At 63.0% G+C, this 16074-nt stretch carries 16 protein-coding genes; 9 read left to right on the top strand and 7 right to left on the bottom strand.

Annotated features, from left to right (window positions below):
* Positions 1 to 616: 616 nt before the first annotated feature.
* Positions 617 to 754, bottom strand: coding sequence for a hypothetical protein (locus LFT43_RS10480; protein WP_395796533.1), 138 nt, complete (start codon positions 752 to 754; stop codon positions 617 to 619).
* Between LFT43_RS10480 and LFT43_RS10475 the strand changes: the two genes are divergently transcribed.
* From LFT43_RS10475 to LFT43_RS10440, 8 genes are all read left to right on the top strand, one after another.
* Entirely contained in the window at positions 722 to 1174 is a 453-nt protein-coding gene (locus LFT43_RS10475) for a glycosyltransferase (RefSeq protein WP_395796531.1), read from the top strand. The two genes, LFT43_RS10480 and LFT43_RS10475, sit on opposite strands and share 33 nt — an antisense overlap.
* Positions 1161 to 2381 carry a glycosyltransferase gene (locus LFT43_RS10470; RefSeq protein ID WP_395796529.1) on the top strand — a complete coding sequence of 407 codons (1221 nt, stop codon included), beginning with the start codon at positions 1161 to 1163 and terminating at the stop codon, positions 2379 to 2381. Before LFT43_RS10475 ends, LFT43_RS10470 begins: the two co-directional genes overlap by 14 nt.
* A gap of 38 nt (positions 2382 to 2419) precedes the next feature.
* Entirely contained in the window at positions 2420 to 3556 is a 1137-nt protein-coding gene (locus LFT43_RS10465; protein WP_395796527.1) for a glycosyltransferase family 4 protein, read from the top strand.
* Between the two features lie 41 nt (positions 3557 to 3597).
* The gene (locus tag LFT43_RS10460; protein WP_395803006.1) at positions 3598 to 5439 is read left to right on the top strand and encodes an ABC transporter ATP-binding protein; all 1842 of its coding nucleotides are present in this window, start codon (positions 3598 to 3600) and stop codon (positions 5437 to 5439) included.
* A gap of 158 nt (positions 5440 to 5597) precedes the next feature.
* Positions 5598 to 6710 carry an aminoglycoside phosphotransferase family protein gene (locus tag LFT43_RS10455; RefSeq protein WP_395796525.1) on the top strand — a complete coding sequence of 371 codons (1113 nt, stop codon included), beginning with the start codon at positions 5598 to 5600 and terminating at the stop codon, positions 6708 to 6710.
* Positions 6707 to 7858, top strand: a complete 1152-nt coding sequence (locus LFT43_RS10450) for a phosphotransferase (RefSeq protein ID WP_395796523.1) — start codon at positions 6707 to 6709, stop codon at positions 7856 to 7858. The genes LFT43_RS10455 and LFT43_RS10450 overlap by 4 nt, the downstream gene beginning before the upstream one ends.
* The gene (locus tag LFT43_RS10445; protein WP_395796521.1) at positions 7855 to 8949 is read left to right on the top strand and encodes a phosphotransferase; all 1095 of its coding nucleotides are present in this window, start codon (positions 7855 to 7857) and stop codon (positions 8947 to 8949) included. Before LFT43_RS10450 ends, LFT43_RS10445 begins: the two co-directional genes overlap by 4 nt.
* Positions 8950 to 9024: 75 nt before the next feature.
* Positions 9025 to 10470: a UDP-glucose dehydrogenase family protein gene (locus LFT43_RS10440; protein WP_395796519.1), complete on the top strand. Its 1446-nt coding sequence runs from the start codon at positions 9025 to 9027 to the stop codon at positions 10468 to 10470.
* On the opposite strand, the gene LFT43_RS10435 is transcribed toward LFT43_RS10440, so the two are convergent.
* Positions 10459 to 11454: an alkaline phosphatase family protein gene (locus LFT43_RS10435; protein ID WP_395796517.1), complete on the bottom strand. Its 996-nt coding sequence runs from the start codon at positions 11452 to 11454 to the stop codon at positions 10459 to 10461. The genes LFT43_RS10440 and LFT43_RS10435 overlap by 12 nt on opposite strands.
* 308 nt (positions 11455 to 11762) lie before the next feature.
* Between LFT43_RS10435 and LFT43_RS10430 the strand changes: the two genes are divergently transcribed.
* Positions 11763 to 12668 carry a transporter substrate-binding domain-containing protein gene (locus LFT43_RS10430; RefSeq protein ID WP_395796515.1) on the top strand — a complete coding sequence of 302 codons (906 nt, stop codon included), beginning with the start codon at positions 11763 to 11765 and terminating at the stop codon, positions 12666 to 12668.
* 87 nt (positions 12669 to 12755) lie between these two features.
* Here LFT43_RS10430 and nusB read toward each other — a convergent pair whose 3' ends face one another.
* From nusB to LFT43_RS10405, 5 genes are all read right to left on the bottom strand, one after another.
* Complete coding sequence (nusB, locus tag LFT43_RS10425) at positions 12756 to 13166, bottom strand: transcription antitermination factor NusB (protein WP_184735037.1); 411 nt, start codon at positions 13164 to 13166, stop codon at positions 12756 to 12758.
* Positions 13166 to 13729 carry an elongation factor P gene (gene efp / locus LFT43_RS10420; RefSeq protein ID WP_028267136.1) on the bottom strand — a complete coding sequence of 188 codons (564 nt, stop codon included), beginning with the start codon at positions 13727 to 13729 and terminating at the stop codon, positions 13166 to 13168. The genes nusB and efp overlap by 1 nt, the downstream gene beginning before the upstream one ends.
* A gap of 192 nt (positions 13730 to 13921) precedes the next feature.
* On the bottom strand, positions 13922 to 14443 hold the full coding sequence (locus LFT43_RS10415) for a tetratricopeptide repeat protein (protein ID WP_395796512.1): 522 nt from the start codon (positions 14441 to 14443) through the stop codon (positions 13922 to 13924).
* Positions 14440 to 15531, bottom strand: coding sequence for a 3-dehydroquinate synthase (aroB, locus tag LFT43_RS10410; RefSeq protein ID WP_395796510.1), 1092 nt, complete (start codon positions 15529 to 15531; stop codon positions 14440 to 14442). Before aroB ends, LFT43_RS10415 begins: the two co-directional genes overlap by 4 nt.
* A complete protein-coding gene (locus LFT43_RS10405) occupies positions 15528 to 16037 on the bottom strand; it encodes a shikimate kinase (protein ID WP_395796508.1) in 510 nt (169 codons plus the stop codon). The genes aroB and LFT43_RS10405 overlap by 4 nt, the downstream gene beginning before the upstream one ends.
* Between the last annotated feature and the right edge of the window lie 37 nt (positions 16038 to 16074).

Here is a 16074-nt window from a genome sequence, read left to right as displayed (position 1 = left end):
AGGACTTGGCCACGTCCGCCGAAATCTCGCCTTGGCCCATTCCCTGACCACCCACTTGCCTGCCCTCATCGGACGGGAAGTCACAGGTGTGCTGATCTCCGGTACGGCCGTTGCCCCTGGATTTGCCGCCCCCGCGGGCTGGGACTGGGTTCTGCTGCCAGGAGTGGATAAGGGTCCGGCGGGCTACAAGCCCCGGAATTTGGCCTTGACCATGACCGAACTGGTGTCACTGCGTGCCGCGGTGTTATCCGGGGTCTTGGCCGGGTTCAGGCCCGATCTGATCGTGGTGGATCGACACGCCACTGGAATCCACGGGGAACTCGAAAGCGCGCTGCGCGAAGCACGTTCTGCCGGGCGTGTGAGAATCGTCCTGGGATTGCGGGAAATCCTCGACGCCCCCGTCCCGGCAATGGCCGAGTGGGCCCGGCTTGGAGGTCCTAGCGTGATCAAGGGGATTTTCGACGCGATTTGGATCTACGGTGATCCGTCGATACACGATCCAGTGGCGGCCGGCGAAATCCCCTTCTCACTCCGCCGCCTGATTCAATTCACTGGATATCTCGCCGAGGGACGACCCACGGGATCTGCGACGACGTGCATGCGGGGGCCTTACTGTTTAACCACCGTTGGCGGCGGTTCCGACGGTCACCAATTGGCGCTTATCGCAGCGGCCACTCCCCTGCCTCCGGGCTTGGGACATCTCATAGTCACAGGCCCGCAGATGCCGGCCAAGCAAGTCCTGGACATACGTCACCGGGCAAATCCAGGCACAAAAGTCCTCACCACGGTCGACGACGTCATCCACCACATGCGGCACGCCGCAGCCGTGATCTCGATGGGCGGGTACAACAGCGTCTGCGAAATCATGAGCACCAATGTTCCGGCTCTGATCGTCCCGCGCACTTTGGCGCGCGCCGAACAAAGGATCAGGGCGCAATCGCTAGCCCGCGCCGGGTTCGTGGACGTTCATGAAATCAGTAGCCTCACCCCGGACATTCTCCATGACTGGTTGCTCAGGAGGGCGGGGACCGCCATTGACCGCAGTGGTATCCGCTTGGACGGTTTGTCCTGCCTTCCCCGGCTTGCCGCGGCTCTGTTCGATCCGGCACCCGAGCGGATCAACCTCCGCCCGGCGAAGAAGATGAGAGCCGAGGTAGGCAATGTCGCAATCTGAACCGGAAACGGCCTATGTTCTCAAGATGTATCCACGCTTCTCTGAGACGTTCATCGTCTCCGAGATTCTGGCACGGGAGGCCGCCGGAGAAAGGATCAGCATTTATTCATTGCGGCCACCCACAGACCCCCGCTTCCACCCGGAACTGGCCAGGGTCCAAGCACCCGTAAGCTACATCGACCGGCCCCATAAGTCCGAGGATCTCTGGGACATTTTTCGAAGTGCCCAGAAAGCGGGGATAAGCCACGCAGTGGCCGGGGCCTTCAACGAGTTGACGGGGACGGACCCGGACGACGCGGCGCAGGCGCTCCAACTCGCCATCACCCTGCAGCAACGCAACATTGGGCATTTACACGCCCACTTCGGTTCGATTGCCGCCAATGTGGCGAGGCTTGCTTCATTGTTGACCCGGGTTCCCTACTCGTTCACCGCCCACGCAGCGGACATCTTCCGTGAAACGAACGACCGCGAGCACCTGCGGATCAAGCTGGAACAAGCCCACCACGCAATAACGATCAGTCAGTACAATCTCAGCTACTTGCGACGCCGCTTCCCCGGGGCAACGGACCGCCTGCATCTGGTACGCAATGGCTTGGAACTGGAGCGCTTCCCTTACGAGGAACCACGTCCGGTAGGTGAGATCGTCCGGATCGCCGCAGTCGGAAGGCTGGTGGAAAAGAAAGGCTTTGAATATCTGCTGGCCGCTGCCGCCGAGCTTATGGAAGGGGGTTTCCGGCTGGAGGTGAGGATCGCCGGGGACGGGCAACTCGCCGACGACCTTCAACGGACCATCGACCACCGGCATCTCCGCGCGTCGGTCCGCCTTCTGGGAGCCCAGACCCAGGATCAGGTCAGATCCCTCCTAAGATCCGCCGACGTGTTTGTCGCACCCTGCGTCATCGGCCAGGACGGGAACGTGGATGGGCTGCCCACCGTCCTCCTTGAGGCGATGGCCATCGGTGTGCCGTGCATCGGCACCGATGTGACGGGAATCCCGGAGGTCATCAGGGACCGCCACACAGGGATCCTGGTTCCCCCAGGCAATGGGCACCGGCTGGCCGAGGCCATACGCGAGATCTGCGGACCCGGAATTGACCGTCCGGCCCTCACGCGAAACGCACGCAGGCTCATCGAAGAGAACTACGATTCCAGGCAGCAGGCCGTCGAGCTTCGTGCGCTGTCAATGGCACGGAAGCAGGCTGCCTGATGCATGTGGCATACGTTTGCGCTGACGAAGGCGTCCCGGTGTTTGGCACCAAAGGATCGTCTGTCCATGTCCAGGAAATCGTACGCGCCTGGCGCAAGAAGGGGGCGACGGTAACGCTCTACTGCACCCGACTGGGCACCGATCGTCCAGACGATCTGGCCGATCTCGACGTCGTCGAAGTTGCCGGCGGGTGCGCCGAGGGACCTGCGCGCGAGCTGGCCCTGGAAGACGCAGCGTTCGCGCTCGCCGCCAGGATCCTTCACGACGGCTGCGAACTGGTTTACGAACGCTATTCGCTATTCAGCCCGGTGGTGTCTGTCGTGGCCAGCGTCCTCGACGTTCCGGCCGTACTCGAAGTCAATGCCCCTCTCATTGAAGAACAAGCGCGGTACCGGCAACTCTTTGACGTGGAGCGGGCCGAAAGTGCCCTTGGACGCAACGCCCGGGCGGCGGACGTCGTGGCCTGCGTTTCAGCGCCCGTGGTCCGCTGGGTCCACGGCAGGGTACCTACCGCCAGGACCGTGTTGACTCCGAACGGCGTCAACGTCGAACGAATAGCTGCCCGTACGGGCGGACGTCACCACGACGGCCACCTCACGGTTGCGTTTGTCGGGACTTTGAAACCCTGGCACGGGGTTCCCGAGCTGTTTCAGGCTGTCGCACTGGCCAACATGCGCGAGGCCCGCAGCCCGAGCGGACCGAACCGCTGGGCCGTGAAAGTCATAGGCGATGGCCCAGTCCGGACCACACTTGAAGAGTTGGCAACCTCGCTGGGCTTGGAAGCGGAGTTTACCGGGGCCGTCGCACCCGGGTCCGTGCCAGGGCTCCTTCACGAGTGCGATGTGGCCGCAGCTCCCTACCCCGTTGAAGAGCCAGGACGCGACGACTACTTTTCACCGTTGAAAGTCTATGAATACATGGCCGCCGGAATGCCCATCGTGGCAACCTCGGTGGGACAGATCCCGTCCATTCTCGACCATGGACGCACAGGACTGCTGGTTCCGGCCGGCGACCCCGCAGCATTCGCCGCTGCCCTGGGCGTCCTTGCCGCCGATCCTGGCTTGCGAGACCGCCTGGGAACCCAGGCCCGCGAGCAGGCTGAAATGCGCTTCAGCTGGGACGGCGTGCTCTCGCGCATCACCGCGGCGTTGCCAGCCCCGCGAAAGGTGGCATGACCATGACCACGACACCCAGGCATCGGCGTCCAAGACCTGGAATGCAGCCCGCACGCCCCCTTCCGCGTCGTGGCAAGCCCGAGTCAGGCTTGCGACGGACGTTGCGGTGCGTGCGTCCGCATCTTCAGGGCCATCGGCTCCTGATGGTCGGAGGGTTCACTGCCTTGGCGGCGGACGTCCTTTTCCGCCTGATTGAACCATGGCCCGTGAAACTGGTCGTCGACGCCGTCTCCCGGTTCCTCGGTGCGACTCTGCGCAGGCCTGGCCCGAGCATGGACGCCAGCCTTGGAACGCTCCTGATATGTGGTGGCGCGATTGTGGTCATCGCCATCGTGCGTGCCATCGCCAACTACTGGTCCGCGATATCGTTCGCGCTCGTCGGCTCAAGGATTGCCGCGGATCTTCGAGCCGAGACCTTCCGCCATGTCCAGAGCCTATCCATGCGCCACCATACCCGTGCCTCGACCGGCGACACCGTCCAACGCCTTGTTGGAGATGTCTCCCGTCTTCAGGAAGTCGCCGTCACGGCCGGGTTGCCGCTGCTGGGCAACGTGGCCACGCTCATCGCGATGACGATCATCCTGCTATGGCTCGACCCGCTGATGGCACTCGTCGTCTTTCTGGCGACCGGCATCTTCGGGCTCCTTTCGCGGAAAAGCTCAGGACCCATCACTGCTGCCGCCGGAAACTCCCGCAAAGGTGAAGGAAAGCTGGCCACGACGGCCGCCCAGACGCTCGGCGCGATGCGCGAAGTCCAGGCCTACGGACTTGAGGACACGATCAGCGCAGACTTCCGGTCCAGCAACCTGGCAACGCTGGGCACAGGGGTTGCCTCCCTCCGGCTCGCCGCCGGTCTTGAGCGCCGGACCGATGTTCTGATCGGCCTGGCAACAGCAGTCGTATTGGCCGGTGGCGGTTGGCGGGTATTGGACCACTCAATAACGCCGGGAGATCTCATCGTCTTCCTCACGTATTTGAAGACAGGGATGAAACCGTTGAAGGACCTGGCCAAGCAGACGGGCAGAATCGCCCGCGCCACAGCCTCCGGGGAGCGGGTCGCTGACCTCCTCGATGCGCAAACCGATCTTCCCGAGGCGCCCAATGCCCGCGCCCTGAAGAGCCGGAACCCGGACATCGCCTTCGAAAACGTCTTCGCTGGCCACGGCGAAGGCACAACGGTACTGCACGGGATCGATCTAATGATTCCCGCCGGAGAGCACCTCGCCATCCTCGGACCATCTGGTGCCGGCAAATCCACCCTTGCCAGCCTTGTCCTTCGCATGATCGACCCAAGCATCGGCACAGTCAGGGTGGGAGGCAAGGACGTCAAAGATCTCCAGATCGGGTCCGTACGCTCCCACGTGTCTATCCTGCTGCAGGACTCGGTCCTTTTCGGAACCACCGTACGGGACAACATCCGGTTCGGCCGCCTCGACGCCACCGACGACGAAATCGAACGGGCAGCTGCCCTCGCCCAAGCCGATGGCTTCATCCGCGAGCTCCCCGATGGTTACGACACCATTCTGGGCGATGCTGCGAAGGATCTTTCCGGCGGGCAGCGTCAACGCCTCGCGATTGCAAGAGCCATCCTCAGGCAGGCACCCATCGTCATCCTGGATGAAGCGACCGCCGGACTGGACCCCGCCTCCCGCGAATCGATCCTGAATGCCCTTGAAGCCCTCACCCGAGGTAGGACGTCAATCACCATCACCCACGACGCACACTCTGCGCGCAACTGCGACCGGGTCATCTGGCTCGAGGACGGTCGCATCATCGAAGAAGGCCTGCCGGACGATCTGCTGAAGGACCCGGCGAGCCGTTTCGCTACATGGGTTGAACAGCAACGAAACACGCGGCCGGAAAAGTTGGAGGTGACGGCATGAGCATGACAGCGCTAAATCGGCCAGGCGCCGACCAATCCCTCGCACTGCGTGACAGCGCCCTTGCTTGCTTAGCTGATCTGCTCGACAATCACCGGCTGTCAGAGTTATTGGGAGAGCCGGTACGGATCACGAGGGTCCGATACAAGCCGGGGACGTCCGTGCTGGCCGCCTTTCGCCGCACCCGCGACGGCCACCCCGACTACGGCTGGGCGATGACCCGAACCGCGGCCGGCAATTCCAAACTCCGGCGGCGGGAAAGCTATTCCAGCACCCACGGCGGGGATATTCGGCTCCTGCAGCCGGACAGTGGAAAACCGGATGCACTTGTCGCCGTCGGCGGATTCGAAGACGACTGGGCACTCACCGGAAACCTGCTCTGGCTCCGGGACCACGGCCTGGAACGGCTTGGGGTCCTCCCCCGAACGGGAGACAGGCTGGTGAGCGGTGCGGCAAGCATAGTTCGCTACAAGCCCGAACGGCGCTTGGTCCTCATGGATCACTCCCCCGCCGGCTCCATCGTCATCAAAGCCGCCGCCGAGTCATTCAACAACGCAAGGCAACAGCATTTTTGGCAATGGCTGCATCAGCACGGAGTGCCCGTACTTCCGTGGCTCGGCGACGTGGGGTGCGCTGATCACGGCATCAGCGCCAGCCCGTTCTGGGGCGCCGGGGATCTTGGAGCAATCGACGACGACGATGGGGCCCGCCACGCAGGCGAGGCCCTGGCAAGGCTCCACAACGCCCCGGGATACGCAGGCAGCCACCCCGCCGAGCCGCAGCCGAGCCTCCTCGGCCAGCTCATGGCCACCACGTCGATGATCAGCACGCTCCTGCCCATACTCGAAGAACCCGCCATGAAACTCGCTGCCAGGCTCAGCTATCAGCTCGGAGCTCAAACAAGCCACCGACACCAAACCCTGCTTCACGGCGATTTCTCTCCGGACCAGGTCCTCGTCGCCGATCAGGACGTCCGGATCATCGATTTTGACCGGGCCCACTCCGGCGTGCCGGAAGCGGATATCGGTTCGTTCGCCGCCGTCGAAGAAATCAATACCCGGGCGCCGGGTTCACAGACGGCGGGCGGTTCGAAAACGGCCCACCTCATCGAAGGCTACCTCCAGGCCGGGGGCAGGTTCTCGCGGGCACATATCAACGCATGGGCGGCATTCAGGCTGTTTACCGGCAGCGTCGATCCGTTCCGGGACCGAGCCGCCGACTGGGCCGCTGACGCGGCGTGGCAGATTGACCGGGCATTGGGGATGACCAGATGAACTGGCAGGCTCCCGTCCCGACGGACGCAGTGGACGATTCCGGGACTCCGTGGCACATCGTGCGGGCCTGGCCGGATAAAGCCCCTGGAGACTATCTCCTTGAAGTCCTGACACCGGGACGCAAGGGCGTTCGGGCCGCCCACGTGCGGAGAGGCCACTTTGAACTGGTGCCTCGGGACGATCCTGGACTGCCGGCCCTGCTGGTGGAGGCTCGCCGAGGGGAAGTCATCTCCCATCGACCCCACAAGCGGGCGGTCATCCGGGCCAAGGGGCGGTACATCAAGGTATTCCGGCCCGGGCGGGCCGTCGTGTCGGCCGAACGGTGTGAACAAATGGGTGCCCTTCTGCTCGCTGACAGTTTCACTGCGCCCAGGATCATCGACAGTTCCACGGACGTCATGGTTTTCGGTTCAATCCCCGGACGGACCCTCCGTGAACTTGGCGAGGACCCCAAGGTCAACGACGAAACGTTCGCGGGCATATGGGAGCAATGGTCGCGTGCATGGGTCTCCCAAATCGCAGGGCCGCATGGTGGGGCGAGGCACGACCTCATTGCCGCCTTGCCGATCCATCCGCCGGAGAAGGAAGCGTCCGATCTCTGGCTGTGGGTGAATCGCTGGGTGCACCACAACGAAAGCTCCCCCGAGTCGTGGCCGGCACGTGACGTTCTGCGCGCCAGGGCGAATCAGGTGACCGAAGATCTCCTGCGGTCAACGCCCGATCCCTTGGTCTGGGCACATGGAGACCTTCACGACAAGCAAGTCATCTGGACCGAAGGAGAATTCCCGCTCGGATTGCTGGACTTCGACGCAGCGGCCCAGGCTGAGGCGGCCCGGGATCTGGCCAATATTGACGTCCACTTGAAGCTTCGGCTCCGACTGCACTTGCTGACTCCTGAACGCTACCTGGTAGCCCACACACAGGTACTGGCCGCCTCGAAAGACCTGCACGTGAGTCCGGCCCGGTTTCACGCCTATGCGGATGCCACTCGTATCCGGCTAGCCTGCCTTTACTCCTTCCGCCCGGGGCTTGGATCCGTGGCGTCCGGTCTTCTCGACGAACAGGCAGTGCAAGGGCCATTCTCCGAATTCAACACTCCGGCCAGCTCCGAGGCGGCTCCGGAGCAGGCTCGGGAGATGATCATATGAATTGGCACCCTCCCGTGCCGGCTCAGGTCAGCGACGGCGCAGGCGTCACTTGGCAAGTCCGTAGGGCATGGCCCGGATCCTTGGCCGGCGAGTTCGTCCTCGAAGTACGGGACCCAGTTGGGCCCGGAGTGCGGGCCGCCCACTTCCGGCAGGGGAATTTCGATCCTGTGCCCCGCGATGATCCGCTGATTCCATCCCTTGCGCGGGAAGCTGAGCAGGGCAATGTCATCGTCCACCGTGCCCACAAGCGCGCCGTCATCCAAGCCGGCGACAAGTACGTCAAAGTATTCCGGCCAGGCCGGGCTGTGGACGCCGCGAGCAAGCATCACATCGCAGCCTCCCTCCTGGCCTGCAGCTCGTTCAATACCCCGCGCATCCTCGAGGCCGGGACCGATGTCATGGTCTTCAGTAGCCTCGGCGGACGCCCCTACTACGAACTCGGACAAGACCACGCCGCGGTCACCGACGCATCTTTTGATGCCGCCTGGGCGCAATGGTCGCAGGCTTGGGTCACAACCGCATCGGTCGCCAAAGGCGCTGACTTCCGCGACAGCGTCGACACCCTGCCAGCCCACCCGTCGGAGACCGAGGTGGCCAATCTCCAGCGCTGGATCAATCATTGGCTACGGCACAGCCAGGGGGTTCCGGAAGCCGCCACCGCACGATCTGCCTTGCTTGCGCGCGCCGAGGCAGCCATTAACAGGCTCAGCGGCTCGGCCGCCGATCCACTCGGATGGGCGCATGGCGACTTGCATGACAAACAGTTATTCGGTTCCGACGAAAACGGCGGGCCGGGGCTCTTGGACTTTGACGAGGGCTGCCGTGCCGAGGCCGCCCTGGACCTCGCGAACCTCGACGTCCACGTGGAACTGCGGCTCCGCCAAAAGCTCCTGACAACGCGCCGGTATGTCATCGCCCACCGCCGCATTGTGGCCACCGCGGAGAAACTACACGTCAGCCCGGAACGATTCGCCGCTTACGCTGCGTGCACCAGGCTTCGCCTCGCGTGCCTGTATTCCTTCCGCCCTCCGTGGGGAGCCGAGGCAACGAAATACCTGAGCGAACCGACCACGCCGGAGAGAGCGCTCTAGGACAGGGACACCTCAGCCGCTTCACAGCCACCACCTGGAATCAGACGTCAAGCCACGGACACGAAGGAGACACTTATGGAAACCATCGGCACCCAACCGCAGATTGGTGTCCTCGTGCCGCCTACGCGGGCCTCGAACCTTACCGTGTCCGTCATCGGCACCGGCTATCTGGGCGCAACCCACGCAGTCTGCATGGCCATCCTGGGCCATGACGTCATCGGCATAGACGTGGACGAGAGCAAGATCGACGCTCTCTCCCGAGGGCTGCTACCATTCTTCGAACCCGGGCTGAGCGAACTCCTCTGCCAGGCCCTGGCAACCGGACGGCTGAAGTTCACCACCGATTTCTCCGCGGCGGGGCCAGCGGACCTTCATTTCATCTGCGTTGGCACACCACAGGCGCCCGACTCAGACGCAGCTGATCTGCACTTCGTGCACGCCGCTGTTCGCCGGCTTAGCCAACATCTGCGTCGGAGGTGCCTGATCGTCGGGAAGTCCACGGTGCCCATCGGCACGGCGGCACGACTGGCGTCCCTGGTACGTTCGTTGTCGCCCGGAGGCAACGCAGTGGAACTCGCTTGGAACCCGGAATTCCTGCGGGAGGGGCACGCCGTCGAAGACACGCTCAGACCCAACCGCCTTGTCTTCGGAACTGCCAGTGACTGGGCCCTCGCGCAGCTGTCCAATTGCTACCTGCCCCTGATTGAAGCCGGCACCCCGGTGGTTGCCACCGACCTGGCAACCGCCGAACTCGTCAAAGCCGCTGCAAACTCATTCCTTGCCACCAAAATCTCCTACATCAACGCAATGGCGGAAATCTGTGAAGCCACCGGCGCCGACGTCAATCACCTGGCGAGCGCGCTCGCCTACGACACCCGGATCGGCGGGCAGTTCCTCAAGCCCGGATTGGGTTTTGGCGGAGGGTGCCTGCCCAAGGACATCAGGGCATTCGCCTACCGGGCGCGTGAATTGGGCGTCGGACAGGCCGTGAGCTTCTTGCACGAAGTCGACCACATCAATCGACGCCGCAGGCAGCGGACCGTTGACCTCATATCTGATCTCGCTTACGGAAACCTCGACGACGTCAAAGTCACCGTGCTCGGCGCGGCGTTCAAACCGGACTCCGACGACATCCGGGACGCCCCTGCCCTGGACGTCGCACGGATGCTCCACGCAGCCGGCGCCCGGGTCACCGTCTTCGACCCCCAGGCAATGGACAACGCCCGGAGGAAGTACCCGGAACTAAGCTACGCAGCCAGCCTCGAAGAAGCGGTGACCGGCGCGGAGGTCGTGGCGCTCCTCACCGAATGGGCGATATTCCAGGAAGCCGACCCCGTCAGGCTCGGCCAACTCGTCGCGCGGCGAAATATCGTCGATGGAAGGCACGTCCTTGATCCAAAGGCCTACCGGGCGGCCGGCTGGGACTACCGTGCGCTGGGCGTGCCTTCTCCCTTGAACTCCCTTACTCTCCTGCCGGCCACAATCCCCGGCCTCGTCCATGACACCGCGTCAGTTCAATAGATCGTCCATGACGGGTGCGCTTTGGTCGTTGTTGGTCAACGGCGCGAGTCCCCAGGAGGCTTCGATCGTGTGCAAGAGGGAGTAGTGGCTATACGGGGCCCCGGACTGGTAGCCCTTCCTTGCGGCCGGTCCGGCGAAAATCGCCCCTACCGCATTGCTTTCGTCGCTGCCTTCATCCCATGTGATCACCAGGAGGGACTTCTGCGTCACGAACGCGGGTGAAGCAAGGATCCGGGGAACCTGCTGTGCAAGCCACGCATCGCCGGTGTCCACCGGGCAGTCGTGCATGTCGTTGCATAGGTTCGGGCTGATGAACACATAGTTCGGAAGGGTGGAAGCGGAGGCCAGATCCGCGGTGAACCGGGTGAAGGGCACTACGTGCGCCGCGCAATTGTTCCTGTCGCCGGTGACGCCCGGGTAGTACATGAAAGGATTGTGCCTCACTGCGTATTTGCCCGAGTTACTGGCCGCACAAGGGGTCGGCATGCCCTCGGCGTACATTTTCCAGCTCCGGCCCGATTGCTCAATCCGGTCAACGATGCTGGGGACGGCCGCTGTGCAGTTACCACCGGGACTGCAGTCGTCCGTTATTCCGGCGGTGGTGCCGCTCGTCAGGGCAAGGTAATTGGGCAAGCTCGGATGGGCGAGGGCCTGATAGTTATTGGCCAGGGCCGATTCGCCGGCAAGCTTGTTGATGTAGGGAGCAGCACCCTTACCGAGGATGTCCGAGGCGGGTTTGTTCTCCTCAACGATTATGACGACGTGATCGAAACCACCGGCACCGGCAGCGACAGTGCCGTTCGATTGGCGGGGCGCCGGCGCTGACGCTGACGCCGAACCTGATCGACCGACGTCGGGGATTGACGCCGAGGCTGATCCCGAACCCGAGGGGCCGGCTGAAGGACCGTGGGGCTCGCATCCGGTCGTCAGCATCAGCGTGAGAAGACTGGCGACAACAAAACGGTGCGTGCTCTTGCCTCGCATCCCCTGATGATATGCGCGGTGTGCGAATCCGGCTATACCCGAGACACCCGTTCGATCGATGACGGCTAGGCGGCCTGACCCGAATCCTTCCAAGTGGTTACCCGATTGGAGGGGACCGGAGCGGCGCTCAAACGAGTGGCTGGCACTCAAGCTAGAAGTTGTTCAGCGGCCGTATTCTCACAGAATGGGGGCCGTTGAGGTCGGCAAAGCATCGCAGGGATGCGTCTGGGAATGACTTGGCTGAAGTCGAGTTTCGCCACCGTCAACGCGAGGGCCTCGCCAATGCGGAGCATGATAAAAGGAGCATCATGATGGCGATCTTTGCACGCACGCGGTTGAGAGTGGCTGGGATCTGCGTGGCGTCGGCTCTGGCCCTCAGTGCTTGCGGCAGTACTGGACCCGCGACGGGCACAGCGCCCGCAAGCCCTGCACCCACCGCGATCACCGTCGCGAAAGATGTTGCCCTGACTGGCAGCCCGACATTTGACAAGATCAGGTCCACCGGCAAAGTCCGAATCGGCGTCAAGCAGGATCAGCCAGGCCTGGGCTTCAAAGACTCAACGACCGGTGAATACAGCGGTTTCGACATTCAGATCGCCACGTGGATCGCCGCATCGCTGGGTTACGACAAAGACAAGATCGAGTTCACGCCGATTCTCTCGGGTACCCGTGAATCCGCTATCACCACCGGAGCCATTGACTACTATGTGGGCAGTTACCCGATCACAGACCACCGCAAGAAGGTGATCGACTTCGCCGGCCCTTACCTAGTCACGGGCCAGGGCCTGATGGTGAGGAAGGACAACGCATCCATAGGGAGCGAAAAGGACCTTGCGGGAAAGAACGTTTGCTCCGCCACCGGGGTGGACTCGATAAAGTACATCCAGGCCAACTTCCCGGCGGCCCAAACGACTGAGCTTGACACCTACGCCAAATGCGTCGAGTCGCTCAAGGCCGGGCAGGTGGACGCAGTTACCACCGACCAAGCAGTCCTGATGGGCTACACCGCCCAGGACCCGGACCATCTGAAGGTGGTCGGTCAGCCGTTCACTACCGAAAAGTACGGCGTGGGCATTCCGAAGGGCGACAAGGCACTGCGGACATTCATCGGAAATATGCTTACTGATGGCGGCGCCATCTGGAAGAAGATCTACAAAGACACGCTTGGTAAGTCGGGGACAACAAGTGAGCAGCCCAAAGTCGACCAGTACTGACGGAGCATCGTGAATCTCCGTGGCCCCGCAAAACAAAACCCCGGCTGGAATCCCAGCCGGGGTTTTGGCGACTATTACCGTCCCTGCCTAGGCGAGCAGGGAAGGCTTCAGCTTCTGCAAACGTCCCAGGAGGCCGTTGATGAACGCAGGCGATTCATCGGTAGACATCACTTTGGCCAGCGCAACTGCCTCGCTGACCGCCACGCCGTCCGGGACGTCGTCGTTGTAGAGGAGTTCCCAGGCGCCGATACGCAGAATGATGCGGTCAACCGCGGGCATGCGCTCAAGGGTCCAGCCCTGGGCGTAGGTCTGAAGGAATTCGTCGATGGTCGGCTGCATGGCAACCACACCCTCCACGATGTCGGTCGTGTACGGGTTGACTACGAGGTCGGTCATTTCCCGGCGGGCCTTCAAGACCTCAAAAGCGGAAGCGGAACGCTGCTCCGCCTCGAACAGTACTTCGAGGGCCCTGTTACGGGCCTTGCCACGGGCACTCACTAGTCGTTGACCCGGCCCAGGTAGCTGCCGTCGCGGGTGTCGACCTTGACCTTGGTGTTGTTCTCAACGAACAGGGGCACCTGGATCTCATAGCCGGTTTCAAGGGTGGCTGGCTTGGTTCCAGCGGAGGAGCGGTCGCCCTGCAGGCCCGGCTCGGTGTAGGTGATTTCGAGAACGACGCTCGGGGGCAGCTCGATGTAGAGCGGGGTGCCCTCGTGGATGGCGATGTTAACCATCTGGTTTTCCAGCATGAAGTTGGTGGCGTCGCCCACCGTGGCACCGGAAACCGTGATCTGGTCGAAGTCCTGGGTGTCCATGAACACGAAGTCTGCGCCGTCCTGGTACAGATACTGGTAGTCGCGACGGTCAACGGTGGCGGTTTCAATCTTGAGGCCGGCGTTGAAGGTCTTGTCCACCACCTTCCCAGACATGACGTTGCGCATCTTGGTGCGCACGAACGCGCCGCCCTTGCCCGGCTTGACGTGCTGGAACTCAATGATGTTCCAGAGCTGGCCCTCGAGCTTCAGCACGGTACCGTTCTTGATGTCATTTGTGGTTGCCACTAATATCCTCTGGTTTCTCTCACTGGTTCTAGCTACGCCTTCTGGCTTCCAGCCGACTATGCCAAGCAGGCGTGCCTTGACGGCCGCCAGCGCGTATTTATCAAAAATCCAAAGACCATTCTACCGGCAAATTGCGCACCGCCTGGCGCTCCCGCTGTTCAACAGGCGAACCGGTCCAGGGAGCGCCCCCGTTCAGGAGGCAAGTTCGAGGGCGTTCCGGGCACGCTGCAGGGCGACAGCGGAGGAGTAAATCAGGGAAGCATCGGCTGCCAAGGCAACGCGCAGGTCTAGGGCCTTGGTGAACGATTCCGCTGCGGCGACGGGATTTCCGGCCACAAAATGGGCCCGCCCCAAATATTGGTGGACGATCGGTTCCTTGGCTGTTCCCTGGACTTCTCCGAGCAATTGGCGGAAGAGCTCCACAGCGCGGTCGAAGCGGTTGGTGGCACGGTGCAGTTCGGCCTCGAAGATCCTGAGTTTGAAGGACTCGGGATCCTTGTAGCGGGCCTCGGCCAGCAGCTCGGCGGCTTCGCCGGGGTGGCCTTCAAGCATGAGTGCCATGATGCGGTCAGCGGGGTCGGTGGACTCAGCCAACGCGGACTGCATGGCTTCCTCGTTGACGATATGCGGCAGGAGCGTGTCCGGGTTGGTGCGCACTCCAGGGAACCCGCCGGTAGGCCAGTCGCCGACGCTGCTGAACGTTTCAGTCGTCATGATGCGATCTCCTGGTAGGCAGCGAAAAGCAGCGAGGTGTCGGGAACGTCGAGGATTCCGGGCTTCGCGACGCCGTCGAGCACCACAAACCGCAAGAGGTCGCCGCGGGACTTCTTGTCGCGGCGCATGCCATCAAGCAGGCCCTGCCAGCGGTCCCGGCGGTAAGTGACCGGCAGCCCGAGCCCCTCAAGGATCGTGCGGTGCCGGTCGGCGTCGACGTCGGAAAGCCGCCCGACGCTGCGGGCAAGCTCGGCGGCGAACATCATGCCGACCGAAACTGCCGCGCCATGACGCCATGAGTAGCGTTCCACGAGTTCGATCGCGTGGCCCAGGGTGTGGCCGTAGTTGAGGATCTCGCGCAGGCCCGATTCCTTCAGGTCTTCGGAAACAACTTTCGCTTTGACCGCGATGGCACGTTCGATGAGTTCGCGGAGCACGGCCGAGCCCGGGTCCGTGACTTCCTCCGGCTTGTTTTCGACGAGGTCCAGGATGGCGGGATCTGCGATGAAGCCGCACTTGATGACCTCGGCCATTCCGGAAATCAGCTCGTTCTTCGGCAGTGTCTGGAGCGTGTCCAGGTCAGCGAGGACGGCCGCGGGCGGGTGGAAGGACCCCACCAGGTTCTTGCCCTCCGCCGTGTTGATGCCGGTCTTGCCACCCACAGACGCGTCCACCATGCCGAGGAGGCTCGTAGGCATGTGGATGACCTTGACGCCGCGCAACCAGGTTGCCGCGACAAACCCGGCGAGGTCGGTGACAGCGCCGCCGCCCACTGCAACGATCGCATCGGAGCGGGTGAAGTCGTTCTGGCCAAGTACCTGCCAGCAGAAGGCCGCAACCTGGATGTGCTTACCCTCTTCGGCGTCGGGGATCTCAGCCGTGACAGCGGTGAATCCCGCCGCCTCGAGCTCCGCGCGCACCGTGTCGCCCGTGAGCCGCAGGGCGCGCGGGTGAACCACAAGCACACGCTTGACGCGCTGCCCCAGCTTCGCGGGAAGGGTCTCCAAAAGGCCGCGTCCGACGACGACGTCGTAGTTTTCGTTCGCGGACTGGCCGGTGACCTTGATGACAGTTGCTTCGTTGCTCACTTTTGCACTTCCTCTTTCAAGGCCGCGTATTCACGCAGTCTTTCCTCCACGTGGAGGGCGATTTCCGCCACGGTTCCGGACCGTACGTCGACGGTGACGTCTGCCAAGCGTTCATAGACGGGACGCCTGGCAGCAAACAAGGCTTCCCAACGCGCCATGGCGTCGCCCGCCAGGAGCGGCCGGCCGGTGTTGCGGGCGATGCGCTCGGCAACCGTCTCGGCATCGCATTCGAGATAGACCACAGTGCAATCGCCCAGGAGCTGTTGCGTGCCTGAATCCAGCACCGCGCCGCCTCCGAGTGAAACAATCCCGCCGCTGATGTTCGCGGCTTCGACAGCACGCGCGACAGTCCTGGCCTCGATCTCCCGGAAGGCATGCTCTCCGCGACCGGCGAAAATATCCGCGATGGTCCCATGGTGCTCAACAATGACGACGTCCGTGTCCACAAACGGCACGCCCAATTGCTGGGCGAGCTGGTGGCCAATGACTGACTTACCGACGGCCATCGGTCCAACTAAAGCAATCGCAGGCCCGTGACGGGCG

Source organism: Arthrobacter sp. FW306-04-A, assembly GCF_044358315.1.
GTDB lineage: Bacteria > Actinomycetota > Actinomycetes > Actinomycetales > Micrococcaceae > Arthrobacter.
This window is presented reverse-complemented; position numbering and strand designations above follow the sequence as displayed.

Coding starts and splice junctions, on each gene's coding strand:
- LFT43_RS10475 (WP_395796531.1), top strand. CDS start 722: ATGCCGGCCAAGCAAGTCCTGGACATACGTCACCGGGCAAATCCAGGC.
- LFT43_RS10470 (WP_395796529.1), top strand. CDS start 1,161: ATGTCGCAATCTGAACCGGAAACGGCCTATGTTCTCAAGATGTATCCA.
- LFT43_RS10460 (WP_395803006.1), top strand. CDS start 3,598: ATGCAGCCCGCACGCCCCCTTCCGCGTCGTGGCAAGCCCGAGTCAGGC.
- LFT43_RS10450 (WP_395796523.1), top strand. CDS start 6,707: ATGAACTGGCAGGCTCCCGTCCCGACGGACGCAGTGGACGATTCCGGG.
- LFT43_RS10445 (WP_395796521.1), top strand. CDS start 7,855: ATGAATTGGCACCCTCCCGTGCCGGCTCAGGTCAGCGACGGCGCAGGC.
- LFT43_RS10440 (WP_395796519.1), top strand. CDS start 9,025: ATGGAAACCATCGGCACCCAACCGCAGATTGGTGTCCTCGTGCCGCCT.
- LFT43_RS10435 (WP_395796517.1), bottom strand. CDS start 11,454: ATGCGAGGCAAGAGCACGCACCGTTTTGTTGTCGCCAGTCTTCTCACG.
- LFT43_RS10430 (WP_395796515.1), top strand. CDS start 11,763: ATGATGGCGATCTTTGCACGCACGCGGTTGAGAGTGGCTGGGATCTGC.
- LFT43_RS10415 (WP_395796512.1), bottom strand. CDS start 14,443: ATGACGACTGAAACGTTCAGCAGCGTCGGCGACTGGCCTACCGGCGGG.
- LFT43_RS10405 (WP_395796508.1), bottom strand. CDS start 16,037: ATGGCCGTCGGTAAGTCAGTCATTGGCCACCAGCTCGCCCAGCAATTG.